The organism is Mycolicibacterium sp. SMGY-1XX (assembly GCF_059132455.1).
Genome location: NZ_CP101139.1, coordinates 5,230,119 through 5,248,051, shown reverse-complemented (window position 1 = coordinate 5,248,051; position 17,933 = coordinate 5,230,119). Strand labels below are relative to the sequence as shown.

17 protein-coding genes are annotated in these 17,933 nt (G+C 65.8%); 11 read left to right on the top strand and 6 right to left on the bottom strand.

Annotated features, from left to right (window positions below; all coding sequences use genetic code 11):
- Window positions 1–79: 79 nt before the first annotated feature.
- Window positions 80–751 carry a TetR/AcrR family transcriptional regulator gene (locus NL241_RS25080; RefSeq protein ID WP_487693378.1) on the top strand — a complete coding sequence of 224 codons (672 nt, stop codon included), beginning with the start codon at window positions 80–82 and terminating at the stop codon, window positions 749–751.
- A 13-nt stretch (window positions 752–764) separates the two neighbouring features.
- Here NL241_RS25080 and NL241_RS25075 read toward each other — a convergent pair whose 3' ends face one another.
- Complete coding sequence (locus tag NL241_RS25075) at window positions 765–1,910, bottom strand: ABC transporter ATP-binding protein (protein ID WP_487693379.1); 1,146 nt, start codon at window positions 1,908–1,910, stop codon at window positions 765–767.
- Between the two features lie 16 nt (window positions 1,911–1,926).
- Window positions 1,927–3,303, bottom strand: coding sequence for an aspartate aminotransferase family protein (locus tag NL241_RS25070; protein ID WP_487693380.1), 1,377 nt, complete (start codon window positions 3,301–3,303; stop codon window positions 1,927–1,929).
- A 90-nt stretch (window positions 3,304–3,393) separates the two neighbouring features.
- Here NL241_RS25070 and NL241_RS25065 point away from each other — a divergent pair, with 90 nt between their 5' ends.
- The 4 genes from NL241_RS25065 (at window position 3,394) to NL241_RS25050 (ending at window position 7,758) form a co-directional block, all read left to right on the top strand.
- Window positions 3,394–4,647: a polyamine ABC transporter substrate-binding protein gene (locus tag NL241_RS25065; RefSeq protein ID WP_487693381.1), complete on the top strand. Its 1,254-nt coding sequence runs from the start codon at window positions 3,394–3,396 to the stop codon at window positions 4,645–4,647.
- A 6-nt stretch (window positions 4,648–4,653) separates the two neighbouring features.
- Window positions 4,654–5,586: an ABC transporter permease gene (locus NL241_RS25060; RefSeq protein WP_487693382.1), complete on the top strand. Its 933-nt coding sequence runs from the start codon at window positions 4,654–4,656 to the stop codon at window positions 5,584–5,586.
- Complete coding sequence (locus NL241_RS25055) at window positions 5,583–6,458, top strand: ABC transporter permease (protein WP_494395347.1); 876 nt, start codon at window positions 5,583–5,585, stop codon at window positions 6,456–6,458. Before NL241_RS25060 ends, NL241_RS25055 begins: the two co-directional genes overlap by 4 nt.
- A gap of 148 nt (window positions 6,459–6,606) precedes the next feature.
- Complete coding sequence (locus tag NL241_RS25050; protein WP_494395346.1) at window positions 6,607–7,758, top strand: aromatic ring-hydroxylating oxygenase subunit alpha; 1,152 nt, start codon at window positions 6,607–6,609, stop codon at window positions 7,756–7,758.
- 31 nt (window positions 7,759–7,789) lie between these two features.
- Here the strand turns inward: NL241_RS25050 and NL241_RS25045 are convergent, their stop codons facing one another.
- Together NL241_RS25045 and NL241_RS25040 are read right to left on the bottom strand one after the other, a co-directional pair.
- A complete protein-coding gene (locus NL241_RS25045) occupies window positions 7,790–8,092 on the bottom strand; it encodes a hypothetical protein (RefSeq protein WP_494395345.1) in 303 nt (100 codons plus the stop codon).
- 94 nt (window positions 8,093–8,186) lie between these two features.
- Window positions 8,187–8,723, bottom strand: a complete 537-nt coding sequence (locus tag NL241_RS25040; protein WP_494395344.1) for a MarR family winged helix-turn-helix transcriptional regulator — start codon at window positions 8,721–8,723, stop codon at window positions 8,187–8,189.
- Between the two features lie 130 nt (window positions 8,724–8,853).
- On the opposite strand from NL241_RS25040, the gene NL241_RS25035 reads away from it, so the two are divergent.
- The 4 genes from NL241_RS25035 (at window position 8,854) to NL241_RS25020 (ending at window position 13,187) form a co-directional block, all read left to right on the top strand.
- The gene (locus NL241_RS25035) at window positions 8,854–9,453 is read left to right on the top strand and encodes an FMN-dependent NADH-azoreductase (RefSeq protein WP_494395343.1); all 600 of its coding nucleotides are present in this window, start codon (window positions 8,854–8,856) and stop codon (window positions 9,451–9,453) included.
- Between the two features lie 74 nt (window positions 9,454–9,527).
- Entirely contained in the window at window positions 9,528–10,442 is a 915-nt protein-coding gene (locus NL241_RS25030) for a LysR family transcriptional regulator (RefSeq protein ID WP_487693389.1), read from the top strand.
- Window positions 10,443–10,547: 105 nt separating this feature from the next.
- Window positions 10,548–12,056 carry an APC family permease gene (locus NL241_RS25025; protein WP_487693391.1) on the top strand — a complete coding sequence of 503 codons (1,509 nt, stop codon included), beginning with the start codon at window positions 10,548–10,550 and terminating at the stop codon, window positions 12,054–12,056.
- Between the two features lie 84 nt (window positions 12,057–12,140).
- Window positions 12,141–13,187, top strand: coding sequence for an aminotransferase class IV (locus NL241_RS25020; RefSeq protein ID WP_487693392.1), 1,047 nt, complete (start codon window positions 12,141–12,143; stop codon window positions 13,185–13,187).
- Window positions 13,188–13,201: 14 nt separating this feature from the next.
- Here NL241_RS25020 and NL241_RS25015 read toward each other — a convergent pair whose 3' ends face one another.
- Window positions 13,202–14,584: an acyl-CoA dehydrogenase family protein gene (locus NL241_RS25015; protein WP_487693393.1), complete on the bottom strand. Its 1,383-nt coding sequence runs from the start codon at window positions 14,582–14,584 to the stop codon at window positions 13,202–13,204.
- A gap of 125 nt (window positions 14,585–14,709) precedes the next feature.
- On the opposite strand from NL241_RS25015, the gene NL241_RS25010 reads away from it, so the two are divergent.
- Window positions 14,710–15,132 carry a ChaB family protein gene (locus tag NL241_RS25010; protein ID WP_487693394.1) on the top strand — a complete coding sequence of 141 codons (423 nt, stop codon included), beginning with the start codon at window positions 14,710–14,712 and terminating at the stop codon, window positions 15,130–15,132.
- On the opposite strand, the gene NL241_RS25005 is transcribed toward NL241_RS25010, so the two are convergent.
- Window positions 15,129–16,415, bottom strand: coding sequence for an MFS transporter (locus NL241_RS25005; RefSeq protein WP_494395342.1), 1,287 nt, complete (start codon window positions 16,413–16,415; stop codon window positions 15,129–15,131). The two genes, NL241_RS25010 and NL241_RS25005, sit on opposite strands and share 4 nt — an antisense overlap.
- Before the next feature lie 296 nt (window positions 16,416–16,711).
- Between NL241_RS25005 and NL241_RS25000 the strand changes: the two genes are divergently transcribed.
- Window positions 16,712–17,350 carry a MerR family transcriptional regulator gene (locus NL241_RS25000; protein ID WP_494395341.1) on the top strand — a complete coding sequence of 213 codons (639 nt, stop codon included), beginning with the start codon at window positions 16,712–16,714 and terminating at the stop codon, window positions 17,348–17,350.
- Window positions 17,351–17,933: the final 583 nt, after the last annotated feature.

Below are 17,933 nucleotides of genomic sequence, written 5' to 3'. Positions count from 1 at the left end.
CTGACTGTTCAATCTAACCAAGTGTTAGGCTTCGGACAAGAGGCAGCGAAGCCGTATCTACAGGGAGATCGTCGAACTCATGGCCGAACCAGCACCCGCCACCGAGAACAACGAGGGCCGGCGTATCCAGATGTTGCGCGCCGCAGCCGAGTTGATCTGTGAGCGCGGGTTTTCCGAAACCCGGATCGCTGACGTGGCCAAGCGGGCCGGGGTGTCCTCGGCGCTGGTGATCTACTACTTCGGCACCCGCGACCGCCTGCTCGTCGACGCCCTCCGGCACTCGGAGGAGTCGTTCTACGAAGCCGCCGAAGCCATGCTCGCCGAGGTGAGTTCGCTGCGGGAACGGTTGTCCCTGCTGATCCGCTGGACGTGTGTGCCCGAGGGCCACGGCGCTGACGAGATCCCCGGTGCCTGGGGGTTGTGGTTCGACCTGTGGGCGCAGGCATTCCGCCATGAGGAAGTGCGGGCCGGCCGCATCGAACTCGATGCGCGGTGGCGCCGGATGATCATCGACGCGCTGGAGTCCGCCGAGTCCGGCGAGCGTGATCCACAGGTCGATTCACGGATGTTCGCCCTGGAGTTCGCGGCCCTGCTCGACGGGTTGTCCATCCAGGTGGCGCTCGAGGATCCCGATGTGGACTCGGAGGTGGCCTACCAGATCGCGATGCGTTTCGCCGAGCGGGAACTGGACCTCTCGCCGGCGACCAAGCGCGCCAGGAAGACTCCGGCCAAGAAGGCCGCCCGTCGCTGAGGAAGCCGAGCCGCTAGGACAGGCTCAGCTCGACCACCGGGTCGGCCACCACCACGGCTGAGCTGCGGGTCAGCACCCGCACCGCGTCGTGGCTGCACTCGCAGTGCACCGTGGCGCCCGGTTCGAAGCCAACCGATTGCGGCCCAGCGTGATTGGCCACCTCGACCACCAGGGCGGTCACATCACCGACGTCGACGTGCACCTGCGTGCACGACCCCAGGTAGACCACCTCGCGTACCACACCGGGAATCACGTTGGTGTCCGGCGCCGGAGTGTGGTTGGTGCTGTGGATCGTCAGGCGTTCCGGCCGGATCACGACGGCCGCGGGCCCGGTGGGGCATTGACCCGCGCGTTCGGTGGAGGCGCAGCGCACCGTCGTCGACATCGTGGCACACAGTGCGGAGCCGCCGGCCGATTCCAGGACTTCGGCGTCGAAGATGTTGGCCGCGCCCAGGAAGCCCGCCACGTAGGTGGTGGCCGGGGCGGAGTAGATCTCCTGGGGCGGGCCCACCTGCTCGACGCGGCCTTCGGCCATCACCGCGATCTGGTCGCTCATGGTCAGCGCTTCCTCTTGGTCGTGCGTCACATAGACGAACGTGATGCCGACTTCGCGTTGCACCGTGCGCAATTCGAGCTGAAGCTGTTTGCGGAGTTTGGCATCCAGCGCGCCCAGGGGTTCGTCGAGCAGCAGCACGCGGGGGCGCAGGACCAGTGCCCGTGCCAGCGCGACGCGCTGCTGCTGCCCACCCGAGAGCTGCGTCGGCCGCCGTTTGGCGAACTCGGACATCCGCACCAGCTCGAGCGCCTCCCCGACGCGGCGCCTGGTCTCGTCGCGCGTGGTCTTCAGATACTTCAAGCCGAAAGCGACGTTGTCCCACACGGTCATGAACGGGAACAACGCGTAAGTCTGGAAGACGGTGTTGACGGGCCGCTTGTGCGGCGGGTCGCCGGCGACATCGCGGCCGTCGAGTTCGATGCGGCCCGAGTCCGGTTTCTCGAAGCCGGCGATCATGCGCAACGTGGTGGTCTTGCCGCAGCCCGATGCGCCCAACAGTGAGTAGAACTGGCCCGCCGGGATGTCGAGATCGATCCCGGTGACCGCGGGAATGCCATTGAACGACTTCGCCAGCTGCTGCAGCCGGATCGCTCCGCCGGTCACCGGCACGGCTCCCGGGTCAGCGGGTCACGGCGGTGCCGAAGCGGGCGAAGTTGGCGGCGAACCGGTCGACATCGCCGGCGCCGTGCTGAACGGATAACAGCCATTGCTCCACCTTCCCCCATGGCGGCAGGAAAACTCCGCCATTGTGCTGCATCAACCAGTGCAGATGACCCAGCCGCGCGTCGATCTGCAGAAAGTCCCGGAACTCACGCACCCGGTCCTGCCGGAACGTCACGCATCCTTTGGCGCCCACCGCGACGACGTGCCACGGCAGCGCATGCTCGGCGATGGTGGCCTCGAGTGCTGATCGCAACCGGTGGGCCAGCACACCGAGGCGACGATAGGCGTCCTCGGTGAGCACATCGCTGAGGGTGGCCCTGGTGGCCGCCATGGCCAGCGGATTGCCGTTGAAGGTGCCCACCTGTTCATAGCGGCCGTCGGCGATCGCCGACATCACCTCGGTGGTGCCGCCGATGGCCGCCACCGCGATCCCGCCACCCAGCGCTTTGGCCAGGCAGACCATGTCGGGGACGACGCCGCTGAGCGCGGTGACACCACCCGGTCCGGTGGTGAAACCCGTCTTGACCTCATCGAAGATCAGGAGCGCGCCGGCGGCGTGGACCAGTCGGCGGATCTCGGCCAGATAGCCGTCGTCGGGCGGGATGATGCCCGCGTTCATCATCACCGGCTCGAGGATCATCGCCGCCACCCGACCGTCGTGTTCGGCCAGGGCGCGGGCCACCGCGCCGGCATCGTTGAACGACACCACGACCACGAGATCGCGGATGGCTGCCGGGATTCCGCTGTTACCGGGCACCCCGACCGGGTGGTCCCTGGGACCCACCTCGTCGGCCTCGGGCAGCACCGACACCTGAACCGAGTCGTGGTGGCCGTGATAACAACCCTCGATCTTGATGATCAGGTCCCGCCCCGTCAGCGCCCGGGCCAGATGTACCGCGTCCATGGTGGCCTCGGTACCGGAGTTGGCGAACCGCCACAGTGGCAGGCCGAAGCGGCGGGCGAGTTCACCGGCGATCCAGATGGCGTCTTCGGTGGGCTGCGCGAAATGGGTTCCGCGCCTTACTTGTCGGCTCACCGCGTGCACGATCGCGGGGTGCGCGTGCCCGGCGATCGAGGCCCCGTAACCACCGTGCATGTCGACGTACTCGGTGCCGTCGACGTCGTAGACCCTCGAGCCGGCGCCGTGGCTCATCCACACCGCCTGGGGTTGGGCGATCTGCCAGTTGGAGGTGGCGCCGCCGGCCAGGTGTTCCCGGGCTCTGGTGATCAGTTCGGTGCTGTTGGGCTGGCGCCGCAGAAAGATCTCTTCCTGGTCGGCGATCAGCTGGTCCACCGTGTCGGCCACCGGGCTCTCGATCGTGCGCGAAGCCACAGCGGAACCTCCGCTTCCTATCGGTTGACTGATCATTCAGTCTATGCGAGAGTCCTACCAGCGACAAGATGCAAAAGCGGGGAGGCCACGATGCCAGTACCCAGATCATCCGGCCCGACTCGGCGCCAATTCCTGGCCCGCGCTGGGCTTCTCGCTCTCGCCGCACCCACACTCAGCGGTGCGCTGTCGGCCTGCGGAAGCTCGGGGCCCTCGGGCTCCGGGGGATCCTCGGCACCCAGCCTGACACTTGCGCGTCCGGACAGCCCCGTCACGTGGGACATCGCCGGGGACAATCAGCCGATCGGCGATGGGCTGGCGCCGGAGAAGGGTGCCACGCTCAAGATCTACAACTACGCCGACTATCTGAGCCCGCAGGCCATCACGTCGTTCGAGGAGCAGTACGGCTGCACCATCGAGGTCTCCACCTTCAACGATGGTGACGAGGCCATCACCAAGCTGCGCAGCGGCGTCGACTTCGACATCTACAACGCCAATTACACCGAGATCAGCAGGCTGGTCAACGGCGGCCTGCTGCGCCCGCTGAACCACAGTTACATCCCCAACATCACCAACGTGTGGTCCAGTTTCACCAACCCCTGGTACGACCAGGAGTGGCGCTACACGGTGCCGTACACCATCTACACCACGGGGATCGGCTGGCGCACCGATCAGATACCCGAAGACATTGCCGCCCTGGCCAATCCGTATGCAGCTCTCTGGGACCCCATCTACAAGAACAAGACCGCCATCCTCGACGACTGGCACAGTGCCATGGCCATGGTGCTGCTGAAAGAGGGCATCACCGATGTCAACACCTCATCGGAGGCCGACCTGACGATGGTGGGGGAGCAGCTCAGTGCACTCGTCGAGGCGACCTCTCCGAAGGTCACCATCACCATGTACAGCGATCTGCCCGCCGGGCAGATGGGTCTGGCGCAGATGTGGTCCGGCGACATCATCAACGCCCAGTACTACCTCCCCGACGGCGTGGGCACCGACATCCTCCGGTACTGGTTCCCACCGGACGGCAAAGGGCTGGTGGACAACGACATGCTGGTGACGTTGCGCGGGGGCAAGAACCCGGTACTGGCGCATCTGTTCCTCAACCACATGCTCGACCCCGCGGTGGCCAAAGAAAACTTCTCCGCCATCGGCTACCAGCCACCGCAGAACTCCATCACGGCGGATTCGTTGGTGGCCGAAGAGTTCATCCCGGAGAATCTCCGCACTGCCATCGTCAAGCCGGAGTACTTCGACACCGGATTCCGGTTGTTGGAGCTCGACCCCGCCAACGACGCGGCGTGGCACAACGTCTGGAACGCCTTCAACGCCGGCGGATCCTGACCGGCCGTGGCGGTCACCGGCCTGAGCCCAGCGCCCACGCCCACGTCGCGTGATCGCTCGAGGTGGTTGTGGCCCGCACTCGCCGCACCTGGATTGCTCTGGCTGGCGCTGTGTTTCATCATTCCGCTCTACGTGGTCCTGTGCGTGGTCTTCGGCTACGTCGACCCCCTCTTCCGCACCGCCGTGCCGGTGTGGAATCCGCTGCACTGGAATCCTGGACAGTTCACCTATGTCTTGAGCCGCATCGGTCCGGGAGGTGTCTACGGCCCGGCGCTGCTGCGCACCGCGGCCTACGTGCTGATCGCCAGCTCACTGTGCCTGCTGATCGCCTTTCCCGTCGCCTATTACGTGGCCCGGCTGGCCGGGAAGCGCAAGGGGCTGCTGCTGGCTCTGCTGATCGCACCGTTCTGGATCAGTTACATGATGCGAATGCTGGCCTGGGTCAACCTGTTACAAGACGACGGCCTGGTCAATTCGGTGCTGAGCTTCGGTGGGATCTTCGATGTCGGTGTGCACTGGCTGACCGGGCAACCCGTCGTGGTGATCCTCGGATTGGTGTACGGCTATGTGCCGTACATGATCCTGCCGCTGTACGCGGGTTTGGACCGTCTGCCGCAGTCCACGCTGGAGGCTGCCCGTGACCTCGGTGCCGACCGGTTGTCGTCCTTCTGGCGGGTGACGCTCCCGCTGTGCCGGCCCACCATGGTGGCCGCGGTGTTGCTGACCTGCCTGCCCATGCTCGGGGACTACTTCACCAACGATCTGCTCTCGGCGTCACCCAAGACGGCGATGGTGGGCAATCTGATCAACGACAGCGTGCAGGCCCCCGGGCAGACCGGCCAGGCGGGCGCATTCGTGATGATCGTCCTGTTGGTCGCGCTGCTGCCGATGATCTACTACGTGCGGGTGATGGCCCGCCGCGACGAGGTGGCCTCATGAGAAGCCTGGCGACGTGGTGGAACGACCCGTGGCGCCCGCCTCGGGTGCTGGTGGCCGTCACCTCGGTGTACTTGATCTGGTCATTGCTGCCCGTCCTCATCGCGGTGTGGTTCTCGTTCAACGACGGCCGCTCGCGCACCGACTGGCAAGGGTTTTCGTTCCGCTGGTACTGGGGCGACGAGACGCGATCGGTCTGGCATGACGCCGCCCTGCACACGGCGTTGTTCCAGACTCTCAAACTCGGTGTGATCGCCACGTTGATCACGGTGCCGTTGGGGGTGCTGTTCGCGATCGGTATCGACCGGTGGCGTGGTCGGCTCCCGGACGGCGCGAACGTGCTGATGCTGTTCTCCTTCGTCATTCCCGAAGTGCTGCTGGCCGTGGCGTTGCTGTTCATGATCACGTCGGTGGCGCTGCCGTTGACTCTGGGGACAGCCGCGCAGGTGGTCGGGTTGGTGACGTTCCAGGTGTCCTACCCGGCGGTGCTGGTACGGGCCCGGCTGGCCACCATCGGCCGACAATACGAGGAGGCCGCAATGGACCTGGGCGCAACACAATTGGGTGCGCTGCGCCGGATCATCCTGCCTATGCTCACTCCGGCGATCTTCGCCAGTACCGTCCTGGTGTTCGCCGACGTGATCGATGATTTTGTGCTGGTGCGGTACCTGTCCGGCGGCGCCTCGACCGAGCCGGTGTCGGTGAAGATCTACAACACCGCACGCGCCGCGCCCACACCTGCCCTCAATGCGCTGGCCACGCTGTTGTTGATGGCCGCGTTCGCCGCAGTGGTGATCGGGTACCTGGTGTACCGACGAATGGCCAAGGGGCACGGCACCGATCGCAGCATCGGCGCCTTCGCCGGCGAAGCCTGAGATTGTCCGCGTGAGATCCTGCGTGAGATCCTGCGTGAGATCCCGCGCGATCGCACCACTTTGTACGCAGGAACCCGGCGTGTTCTGTACAGACACGCTCGGTCGCCGGTATGGACCCGGGGCGGGGCTAACCAGTAATCTTGACTGTATGTTCAAACAGCACGGGCCGGCTCCCGTTCCCGCCGCCGAGCTCGCGGCGTCCCTGGCGCCGTTCGGGCAGTCACGGATGCTGCCGCGGGCGGCCTATGTCGACGCGGACGTGTTCGACTGGGAACAGCGGGTGATCTTCTCGGGCTGGACCTGTGTGGGACACGCCGCCGATCTGCCGGCGGTGGGGAGCCAGAAAGCCGTCGGCGCCGGAGCCACCGGTGTGCTGTTGGTGCGCGCCGAGGAGGACCTGGTGCGCGCGTTCGCCAACGTGTGCCGGCATCGCGGGCACGAGCTGCTGGCCTGCGGCGCGCAGATCAAGCGCCGCGGCATCGTCTGTCCGTATCACGCGTGGTCGTACAAGCTGGACGGAAGTCTGCGCAACGCACCGGGTTTCGCCGACACCACCGACTTCCAGCCCGCCGAGTTCGGGCTCAGCGAACTGCGACTGGTCAACTGGCACGGTTGGTTGTTCGTCGATCGCAGCGGTCAGGACACCGATTTCGGCCGGCACGTTGCCGGCTTGGAAGACGTGGTGGCTCCGTACCGTCCCGAGGACCTCACCGTCGTGGCCCGGCACTCCTACGAGCTGGCCACCAACTGGAAGGTGATCGCCGAGAACTACCAGGAGTGCTACCACTGCTCGTCGATCCACCCGGAACTGAGCCGCATCAGCCCGCCCACCAGTGGCGAGAACCTCGAGCTCGACGGCTCGTGGATGGGTGGCTGGATGTCGATCGTCGACGGCGCCGAAACGATGTCCCTGAGCGGCAAGAGCGAGGGAGTGGCCATCAAGGGCCTTTCCGAACACGAACTGCGCACCGTGATGTACCTCGTCGGCTATCCCAACCTGCTGGTCAGCCTGCATCCCGACTATGTGATGACCCACCTCATGACGCCGCTGGCGGTTGACCGCACGCACGTGGAATGCGCCTGGGCGTTCCCGCGTGAGGTGGCCGACAAGCCCGATTTCGATCCGTCCTACGCCGTGGATTTCTGGGATCTGACGAACCGGCAGGACTGGGCGGCGTGCGAATCGGTGCAACGCGGTCTCAGCTCACCACACGCCCGGCCTGGCCCGCTGGCCCCCGACGAAGACGGGGTGTACCAGTTCGTCACCCGGGTGGCGCGGGCGTACGCAGGCCAGTCGTGAACGGCCGGCCTGCGTACCTGTCGCCTCACCCTCAGAGGCGGCGCATCTCCCTCGCCATCAAGGCATCCGAGTACCACGACGGCGTCCGTGGCGGGTAGCTCTTACGCTTGCCCCGTTCTGCGGTCTCCGGAGACCAGGTGATCACCCGGTGCACCACGTGGAGGAATTGATGTACCCCGCGTAGGCGACGGCCCGATGGCGCCGGGGTGGAGATCGCGATGGCCGACCCGAGCATCACCTGATGTTCGGTCACCACGACCACATTCGGTGTTGCCGGCGGTGCCTGCCGGCGGGCGACGTCGCCGCCGCCCAATTGTTCTGGAGTAACAGTCATTTCATCCCCCTGATGTGAATGACGTTCACGCCGATCCGTTCTGCGCTATCTGCACAACCTACGAGCGCCGGCCTGCCGGCACACGCGTAGCGCACTACTCGGATCGGTGGGGGCGGGGTGAAGTCGTTGGCGGAGCGGGTGGTTCCTCGGCGAGGCACGCAGACGGCTCGAGGGGCCCGGCGGCACAGGGTTCCCCGGTCTCGCCGGCGGCGCGCTGCAACAGGTGATAGAGCGTGGTCCGTTCCGCGTCGTCCAGGGCGCCGAGCAGCGCACGCTCGACTTCATCGAGCACGTTCTCGATTTCGGCCAGACGCTCGGCCCCGGCGGCCGTCAGCATGACGGTGTGTTTCCGGCGGTCCTGCGTCGAGCGCCGCCGCTCGACCAGGCCGTCACTCTCGAGTTCGTTGAGCAGTCCCACCAAGTTGGTCGGATCGATCCGCAGCAGGGTGGCCAGATCGGACTGCGCACGTTCGCCGAAGTCGCGGAGCAGCGTCAACGCGATGACATGGCGGGGGCGCAGCCCGAAACGTTCGATCTCGGATTCCGACGCGGTGCGCAACCGTCGAGCCAGGTGTTCGAGCAGCGGGCCCACCAATTGCCAGTGGGGTGACACCACAGGGAGCTCGGACACGAATCCAGCCTAGGGGAATACGCGTCGGCTTGACGTGGTATAGATAGTTTGTACTACACAAGCGATCTATGGAGAGCAAGCAATGTCCCACCTGCTGCACATCGATACGTCCATCCAGGGTGCGAATTCCGTGAGCCGACGCCTGACCGCCCGCGCGGCACAGCGGTGGCGTCAGCTCCACCCGCACGGGGAGGTCACCTACCGCGACTTCGCGGTGCAACCGATCCCGCATCACGATGCCGATAGCGGGCTGGCGGCGATGATCCCGCCGAAGGACCACACCGCGGCACAGGCGGCCGCCTATGGCCGCAGCGTCGCACTGATCGAGGAGATCAAGCGGGCGGACACCGTGATCCTCGGGCTGCCCCTGTACAACTTCGGGCCGCCCAGCACGGTCAAAGCCTGGGTGGATCACCTGATCGTGCCGGGCCTGTCCTTCGACCCCGAGACGCAGCGGGGACTGCTCGGTGGCACCGAGCTGATCGTGCTGGCCGCGCGAGGCGGCGGTTACGGTGCGGGCACTCCGCGGGAAGGCTGGGACCATGCCGAAACCTGGTTGCCCCACGGACTCGCGATGACGGGCCTGCAGCCGCATTTCATCACCGCCGAACTCACCATGGCCGGCAACAATCCGGCGATGGCCGAGCTGCGCCCACTGGCGGCCAAGAGCCTGGCCGGGGCCGAGTCGGCGATCGACGAATTATGGGCGGCGGAGCGGGTGGTTGCGTGACACTCTTGAGCGACGGGTAGACCCGCCGCCACAGAGAGGGACCGACCACGAGCGCCAACGTCCATGACGTCACCTTGCGTCAGCTGCGGTACTTCGCGGTGCTCGGTACCGAACTGAACTATCGGCGTGCCGCCGAAAAGCTGTTCATCACCCAACCCGCGTTGTCGACGGCGATCAAACAACTCGAGCACCACTTCGGGGTGTTGCTGTTCATCCGCAACACCCGTGAGGTGGCCCTGACGGACCTGGGCGCGGCTTGGCTGCCGCAGGTGCAACAGGCCCTGGGTGGCGTCGATGCCGTGATGGAGAACCTGGTGACGCTGTCGGGCACCCGCCAGGGCCGGCTGCGCTTCGGCTATCTGATCGGAACGGGCGCCGACCTGTTGTTCCGGATCGTCCGTCACTTCGAGACGGCCTATCCGGATGTCATCGTCGAACCCATCGAGTTCGACTTCTCCGATCCGACCGCCGGCCTGGCCGACGGTTCCGCCGAGGTGGCGTTGATCAGGCCGCCGGTGGATCTGCCCGATCACCGGATGCTCATTCTCGATTCCGAGTCGTGGGTCGCCTGCCTGCCCCGCGATCACCCGTTGGCCGAGCGGGACGAGGTGGTGATCGCCGAACTGCTCGACGATCCGATCGTGTGCGCGCCGCTGACTGCGGGCAGTTGGCGAGACTACTGGATGGCGATGGACGCCCGCGGCAACCGGCCGCCGACCATCGCCGCCGTCGCCGCCACCTACGAAGCGGAGACGACGTCGATCGCCCGTGGGCTGGGAATCAGTTTCACGACGTCTTCGGTGGCCAGGTTCTACGACCGGCCCGGCATCGTGTACATACCGATCACCGACCGGCCGCCCTGCCACACCGCCCTGGCCTGGCACCCCTCCCGGCTGACCCCACAGTCCGACGCGCTCATCAGGCATGTGCAGGAGCAGTGGAATTTCGGGGACGGAGAAGAGATTCCAGTGCCTGCCACACTTCACTGATAAATCCTGCTTATCAGCAAATCAAAAGATGGAACTTCCGGTTACGCCCCGGTGGCGGTTTCCTGTCATCAGTCGTTTTCTGACATCACCTGACCTGGAGTGATCATGACCGATGCCCTAGCCTCATCCACTCATTCGCAGAAACCGGACCAACCGCTCAACTCCGAAGACGCCAAGCTCGCCGAACTCGGCTACACCCAGCGGCTCGACCGCTCGGTGGGCACACTCGCCTCGTTCGCGATCGGCTTCGCCACCATCAGCGCCACCACCGCGGTGTTCACCGGCTTCGGCGCCGGCTACTTCACCGCAGGCGCACCGTTCGTGTGGACGCTGCTGCTGGCCGGTGCGGTGTTCGCGCTGTGGACGTTCATCGCCGCCGACCTGACCGCCAAGCTGCCCCTGGCCGGCTACTCGTACCAGTGGATCAGCCGGATCAACGGTCCCAACCTCGCCTGGTTCACCGGCTTCATCGCCTTGATGGGCTGGGTCTGCGGCATGACGGGCGTCGGCTTCATCCTGTCCGGGTATCTGGGTGGGCTGCTCGGCTGGAGCATGACGCAGACAACGCAGATCCTGCTGGCCATCGCGGTGGTGTTCGTCTGCGTGCTCATCAACATCTACGGCGTCCGCTTCGCCACCATGGTCAACAACATCGGCGTCAGCCTCGAGTTGGTGATCACCGTCGGCGCAACGGCATTGATCGCCATCATCGCCTTCTCCGCGCCCGAGAACCATCAGCCCATCTCGACACTGTTCACCGGCGGCGAAGCCGGCGACAAGGACTCCTACATGCTGGCGTGGCTGGCGGCGGCGCTCGGCCCGTTCTTCGGCCTGATCGGCGTCGAGTCCGGCGCCGACGTCGCCGAGGAGACCAAGAATGCCCGGCGCGTGGTGCCCAAGACCATGTTCTACGCGCTGATCACCTCGATCGTCATCGAGTTCCTGATGTACGTCGTGTACGTGCTGGCCATCAAGGATCCCGCTGCGGTGGAGGCCAACTCCGCCGCGCCCATCGAGGAGATCATCACCCAGCAGGCCGGCCCCGTCGTCACCAAGATCGTCGTCGCCATCGCCCTGACGAACATCCTGGCCTGCCTGCTCGCCAACATCCTGGTCGCCACCCGGCTCACCTACTCGATGGCTCGCGACAACATGCTGCCGTTCTCGCACGTGTGGCGCCACGTCTCGCCCAAGAGCAAGGCTCCGACGTACGCGGTGATCGGATTGGGTTGCCTGTCAACGCTTCTGCTGCTGTCGGCCCTGGTGAACGAGAAGGCGTTCAACTACATCATCGGTATCGCGTCGCTGCTGTTCTTCTTCGTCTACATCCTCCAGACCATCGGCCTGCTCGTCGGCTACAAGCGCGGCACCATCCCCGCGCCCGAGCCCGGCACCTTCGATCTGGGCCGGTTCCGGTTGCCGCTGTACGTCACCGCCTTGGTGGTGTTCCTCGGCGTCGCGGTGGCGCTGCTCTTCCTGCCCCAGTTCACCAACAACAAGTGGGTCTTCCTCGGCATCGTCGTGCTCGCGGCGATCTGGTGGGCCACCGGCTTGAAGTCGCGGCTGAGCCGTGGTGACGCCGGGGCCGACTACGCCAAGACCCACCACATCTGACCGACCCCCTGTTGACTCTGCGTCCACGACGCCGACCCCTCACGCCGTGGACGCAGAGTCAACCCAAACCCGAAGGGAATCAACATGACCGCAACCACACAGTCCTCACCCGGGCGCTCCTCCGCCGACCTCGGCACCTCCAACCTCGTCGCCGTGGAACCCGGTGCCATCCGGGAAGACACCCCCGCCGGCTCGGTGATCCAGTACAGCGACTACGAGCTGGACACCTCCAGCCCGTTCGCCGGTGGCGTCGCCTGGATCGAGGGTGAGTTCATGCCGGCCGAAGAAGCCAAGATCTCGATCTTCGACACCGGCTTCGGGCACTCCGATCTCACCTACACCGTCGCCCACGTCTGGCACGGCAACATTTTCCGACTCGGCGACCATCTGGACCGGCTGCTCGACGGGTCCCGCAAGCTGCGGCTCGATCCGGGAATGTCCAAAGACGAGCTCGCCGAGATCACCAAAAAGTGTGTCTCGCTGTCGCAGCTGCGGGAGTCCTTCGTCAACCTGACCGTCACCCGCGGCTACGGAAAACGCAAGGGGGAGAAGGATCTCTCCAAGCTCACCCACCAGGTGTACATCTACGCAATCCCGTACCTGTGGGCCTTCCCGCCGGCTGAGCAGATCTTCGGTACCACGGCCGTCGTGCCGCGTCACGTACGCCGGGCCGGCCGCAACACCGTCGACCCCACCATCAAGAACTACCAGTGGGGGGATCTGACCGCGGCCAGTTTCGAGGCCAAGGACCGGGGCGCGCGCACCGCGATCCTGCTGGACGCCGACAATTGTGTGGCCGAAGGCCCGGGCTTCAACGTGTGCATCGTCAAGGACGGAAAGCTGGCCTCGCCCTCACGAAACGCACTTCCCGGGATCACCCGCAAGACGGTGTTCGAACTCGCCGACCAGATGGGCATCGAGGCGACGTTGCGCGATGTCACCAGCCACGAGCTCTACGACGCCGACGAGATCATGGCCGTGACTACAGCCGGCGGTGTCACCCCGATCAACACGCTCGACGGGGAGAAGATCGGCAACGGTGAGCCGGGACCGCTGACCGTGGCGATCCGGGACCGGTTCTGGGCGTTGATGGACGAGCCGTCGGACCTGATCGAGGCCATCCAGTACTGACCGAGGTCTGAGCGTCACCGCCCCGGTGGTTTGAGCACGGTCATGGCCGCGCGCATCACCGGGGCGGGCACACGGTCCTTGGCGGCCAGCGCGGCGTCGGCCAGCCGGGTGCGAGCGGGTGTGCCGCGGCCGAACCAGCGGTTCAACGGCCCGCCCGATGGTTCGAGGTCGACGTGCAGCGGGGGAGCGCCGTCGCCGGCGCCCAGCGCGTGGGAGATGACCACCCGCTGGATCTCGCTGGTGCCTTCGAAGATGGTGTACAGCTTGGCATCTCGATACCACTTCTCCACCGGATGGTCGCTGATGTAACCCCAGCCGCCCATGGTCTGGATGGCGCGCTCGGTGGTCGCCACCGCCACCTCGCTGGCCGCGAGCTTGGACATCGACCCCTCACCTCGCTCGAACGGCACACCGGTGGCCGCCATCCAGGAGGCCCGCCACGTGAGCAACCGCGCCGCGTCGATGCGCGTCGCGAGGTCGGCCAGCGGGAACGCGATTCCCTGGTTGTCGATGATCGGCGCACCGAAAGCCACCCGGCGGTTGGCGTACTCGGTCACGTATTCCAGTGCCGCGCGGGCGATTCCGAGAGCCTGCGCAGCCACCATGGGCCGGGTCTGTTCGAAGGTGCCCAAGGTGGCCGACCCTGAGTGCTTTGCGCCCTCGACGACCTCGCGGGCCTTGGCCAGCTTGTGTTCCAGCTTGTCCGTGCCCCCGAGCAGATTCTCGGCCGGCACCCGCACACCGTCGAACTTCAGCTCGGCGGTGTGTGAGGCACGGCAGCCCAGCTTGTCGAGCTTGCGCACCATCGTCAGCCCCTCGGTGCCGCCCGGGACGATGAACAGCGCCTGCCCCCGATGGCCCAGCTCTTCGTCGACGACGGCGTTGACCACATGCACGTTGGCGATGCCTCCGTTGCCGATCCACATCTTGTGCCCGTCGATCACCCAATCGGAGCCATCGCGACGGGCCCGGGTGCGCAGGTTGCGCACATCGCTGCCGCCCTCCGGTTCGGAGATCGCGAGCGCCGCGAGTTTGATGTCGTCGGCGGTGCCGAAGCATTCTGGAGCCCACTGCAGCATCTGCTCGGGAGTGGCGGCCTGGCCGATGGCCGACAGCGCCAGCGCCGGCATCACCACGGCCAGTCCGATCCCGGCGCAGCCCCAGAAGATCTCCTCCATGAACATCGGCAGCGACAGCCCGGTCGGGTCGCCGATGAGGTCGCGGTAGAACAGCGGGCTGTAGAAGCCGCGGCGGGCGGCCTCCTCGAGTACCGGCCACGGGAACTCCTGGCGTCGGTCGTACTCGGCCGCCACGGGCCGGATCACCGTTTCGGCGAACTGGTGCGCGCGGCGCGCGAGATCATGCTGTGCCGTTGTCGGAGTCAGGTCGAAGCCCACAGTTTTTTCCTCCGCCCCACGGCGTTTTCGCCCGTTTCGAGCACCAATACCCAAAGCCGCGCGATGGCAATCGGCGCCGAGTTCAGCGAGGTTTTGCCGCAGGCCCGCCGGGTACCTCGACGCACATGCCGAAAACCACCAAGCACGGCGGCGCCAAGAAGAGCGAACTACCGAGCACACTGCAGAAATCCGACAAGAAGGCCCAGCGCACATTCGCCAAGACCTACGACTCGGCCGCTGATCAGTACGACGGTGACGAGCAGCGCGCCCACCGCGTTGCCTACAGCGCGCTGAAGCACTCCTTCGAAAAGGTGGGCGATCACTGGGAGGAGAAGGACGAGAAGGGCCCCTCCGACGAACGGTCCGAAAGTGGGGGACCCAACCCGTCCGGTGAGAGCGCCGAAGGGGTCAACGCCAACGCCTCCAAAAAACACCTCGTCGACGTCGCGCGCAAACTCGATATCAGCGGACGGTCGACGATGACCAAGGAGGAGTTGGTGGACGCCATCCAGAAAGAGAACCGCCGCGTCTCTGCGCGCAATCGTTAACGGGTGACCTGAGGGTCCTCGCGGGGATCGTCGAAGAACTCCAGCAGGTACTTGCTCTCGTCGATCTCCCCGATGGTGCGGCGCGCCTTCCTCCGTGTGATCAGGATGGCGATGGCGGCGAAGATCCAGATGACGTACTGCACCGCCCACGCGTTGCGGAACGAGTCGAAGGTGAAGCCGCCCGCGGCGTCCATGATCATCCCCATCGACTGCATCACCAGCAGCGAGGCCAGGAAACCGCCCATGTTGACGATGCCCTGTGCGGTACCCAGGGTCTGCGCGGGGTTGAAGGTGCGGGCGAAGTCGAAGCCGACCATGGACCCCGGCCCGCCCACCGAGATGACGATGACGAGCAGCACCAGCAGCCACAACGGTGCCGCGGAGGGCAGTGCCAGCACCACCGTCCAGATCGTTGCGTTGCTCACCACGATCCCGAGCACCACATGGGATCGGCGATGCGGGTTGCGTCCGGTGAAGAGCCCGATCAGGACGCCCGCCGCGACCGAGGCGGCCACGGAGGTGGTCAGCAGCAGGCCGGCCGTCGTACGGGAGAGTCCCTGGGCGGTCGTCAGGTAGGGCACACCCCACATCAGCGCGAAGACGGTGACCGAGAACTGCGTGCCCATGTGGGTGAAGAAGCCGAGCCGGGTTCCCGGCCGCAACCACGTCGCCTTCAGGCTGGACACCGTCTGGGCCAAACCGGCGGACCTGACGGGCACGGCCGGTCCGGTGGGAGTGTTCTTCACCAGCGTGAGCACCAGGGCGATGGCCAGCAGCCCGAACGCGCTCGCCGTCAGATAGGCGGTCTGCCAACCCGCACCGGACAGCAACGCCAGGAAGGGCAGCGCGGAGAGCACCTGGCCGAACTGGCCACAGAAACCCGTCAGCTGAGTGACGAGCGGGATGCGGTGTTCGGGGAACCAGAAGGGCACCAACCGCAATACCGAGATGAAGGTGAAGGCATCTCCCAGTCCGAGAACCGCGCGCGCCGCGACCGCCGAGGGCAGGGATTCGGTGAGCGCGAGCGTCAGTTGTCCCGCCGCCATCAGGGTCCCGCCGGCGACGATCATCACCCGCGAGCCGAATCGGTCCAGCAGCAGACCCGCCGGGATCTGAGCCAGCGCGTAGACGATCACCTGGAGAACGACGAAGGTCGACAGCACCGCCGGCGGGGCATGGAAGCGTTCGGCGGCGTCGAGGCCGGACACCCCCAGAGTTGTGCGGTCGAGAACCGCGACGACGTACGCCAAAAGCCCGGTGGACCAGACGATCCAGGCACGCACGGTCGCTCCCTTCTCCGCATCCGATGGTCCCTCATTGCGGGATCGATGCAGAAATCCATGGGCTGTGAGTTCACTCGCAACCTTGGGTCACGGTCGCCAGCATGTCGTGCGCGTGTTGACTGAACTTGCATTTCTTTGCACAGAAAATGCTGATGGTTGCGGCGAAGGTGCTGATCAGATTCGGTTGCTGGCGGCCGATTGGATGTGTTGCGCGAGTTGTTGAATGTTTGCCAGATGGGCTGTTTCGGGTACCATCCCGCCATGCGCCTGTCGATGACGATGCTGGGTCTCTGACGTTGACTCAGTACCGGATCGGGGAGCTGGCCGAGGTGTCGGGGGTGAACGCCCGCAATATCCGCGCCTACCGCGAACGTGGCCTGCTCGATCCGCCCACTCGCATCGGTCGCGCCGCCATCTACGGCGATGCGCATCTGGCGCAGCTGCGGGTGATCGATCAGCTGCTGAGCCGGGGCTTCACCTCGGCGCACATCGCCGACTTCTTCGCCGCAGTGCGGTCCGGCCGTGATCTGGCCGATGTACTGGGGCTGACCGACGTGTGCGTGGCGGCCGAGGCGGTACCGATCGAGGTCGAGATCGGCGCCGAGGACGCTGCCCGGATGGTGACGACTGGGCTGGCCTACACCCTGGGTGACCAGCTGCTGCTCGCTGATCCGGACCTGGTGCGGATCGTCTCGCGCGCCCCGGACCGACGGCGGTACCTGAGGGTGCTGGTCGAGGTGTTCGTCTCGACGCGAGCTGGGGTGGCCGCTGCGGCCCAGGATGTCGAATCCCTCCTGCAGGGCGCCGTGGCCGAGCTCGATTCCATCGGCCAGCCGGAGCGGGTGTTGCAGGACTACCGGGACCTGGCCGCCATCGTGATCGCCCGTCAGGTCGACAACGCGATACGCAGGCCGTTGGCCCGATCCAGCGCCTGAGATTCTTGATACAGCCGCGCACCTGCACCAGGTCGAGATCGACAAGCGCAAGGTCGCCGGCGTCGGTGTGGACATCAACCACATCCTCAAGCCCAGCTACGGGCAGTGGGACTGAGGGGCACCCGGGGTAGTTCGCCAGGGCTTGACGCCAGCAAACTATTCTGCGTTCGGCGAACGCAATTTTTGTTGACAGCTGTCACGTTTCCGGGTCCGACGGGGCCGGGATTACCGCGAGGTGCGACGAAAAACACTAGGTAACGATTTGATAACAGTACTGCTGTGATCAGCGCAGTTGTGGCTACTGGACCGTAACCACCTGCATGCAGGACGTTTGTCCTCCAACCTCAACGCGCCGGTTCAACCGCTTGTTACCCGCGGCCGGGTTACCAGCGCGTAGAACTCGCCAGTAACCATCTCGCACCCGAAACTGGCTCTAGCTCTTATGACACTCTTAGTGCAGTCGGTGCCGCCGTTCGTCACCCGTCACAAGGATCGAGAGCCCGCCTGCAGAACCCGCTCCAGCCGGGTCCGCAGCAGCGGCATCACGACGGGCAGGTCGACGGCGACCGCCAACTGACACCTT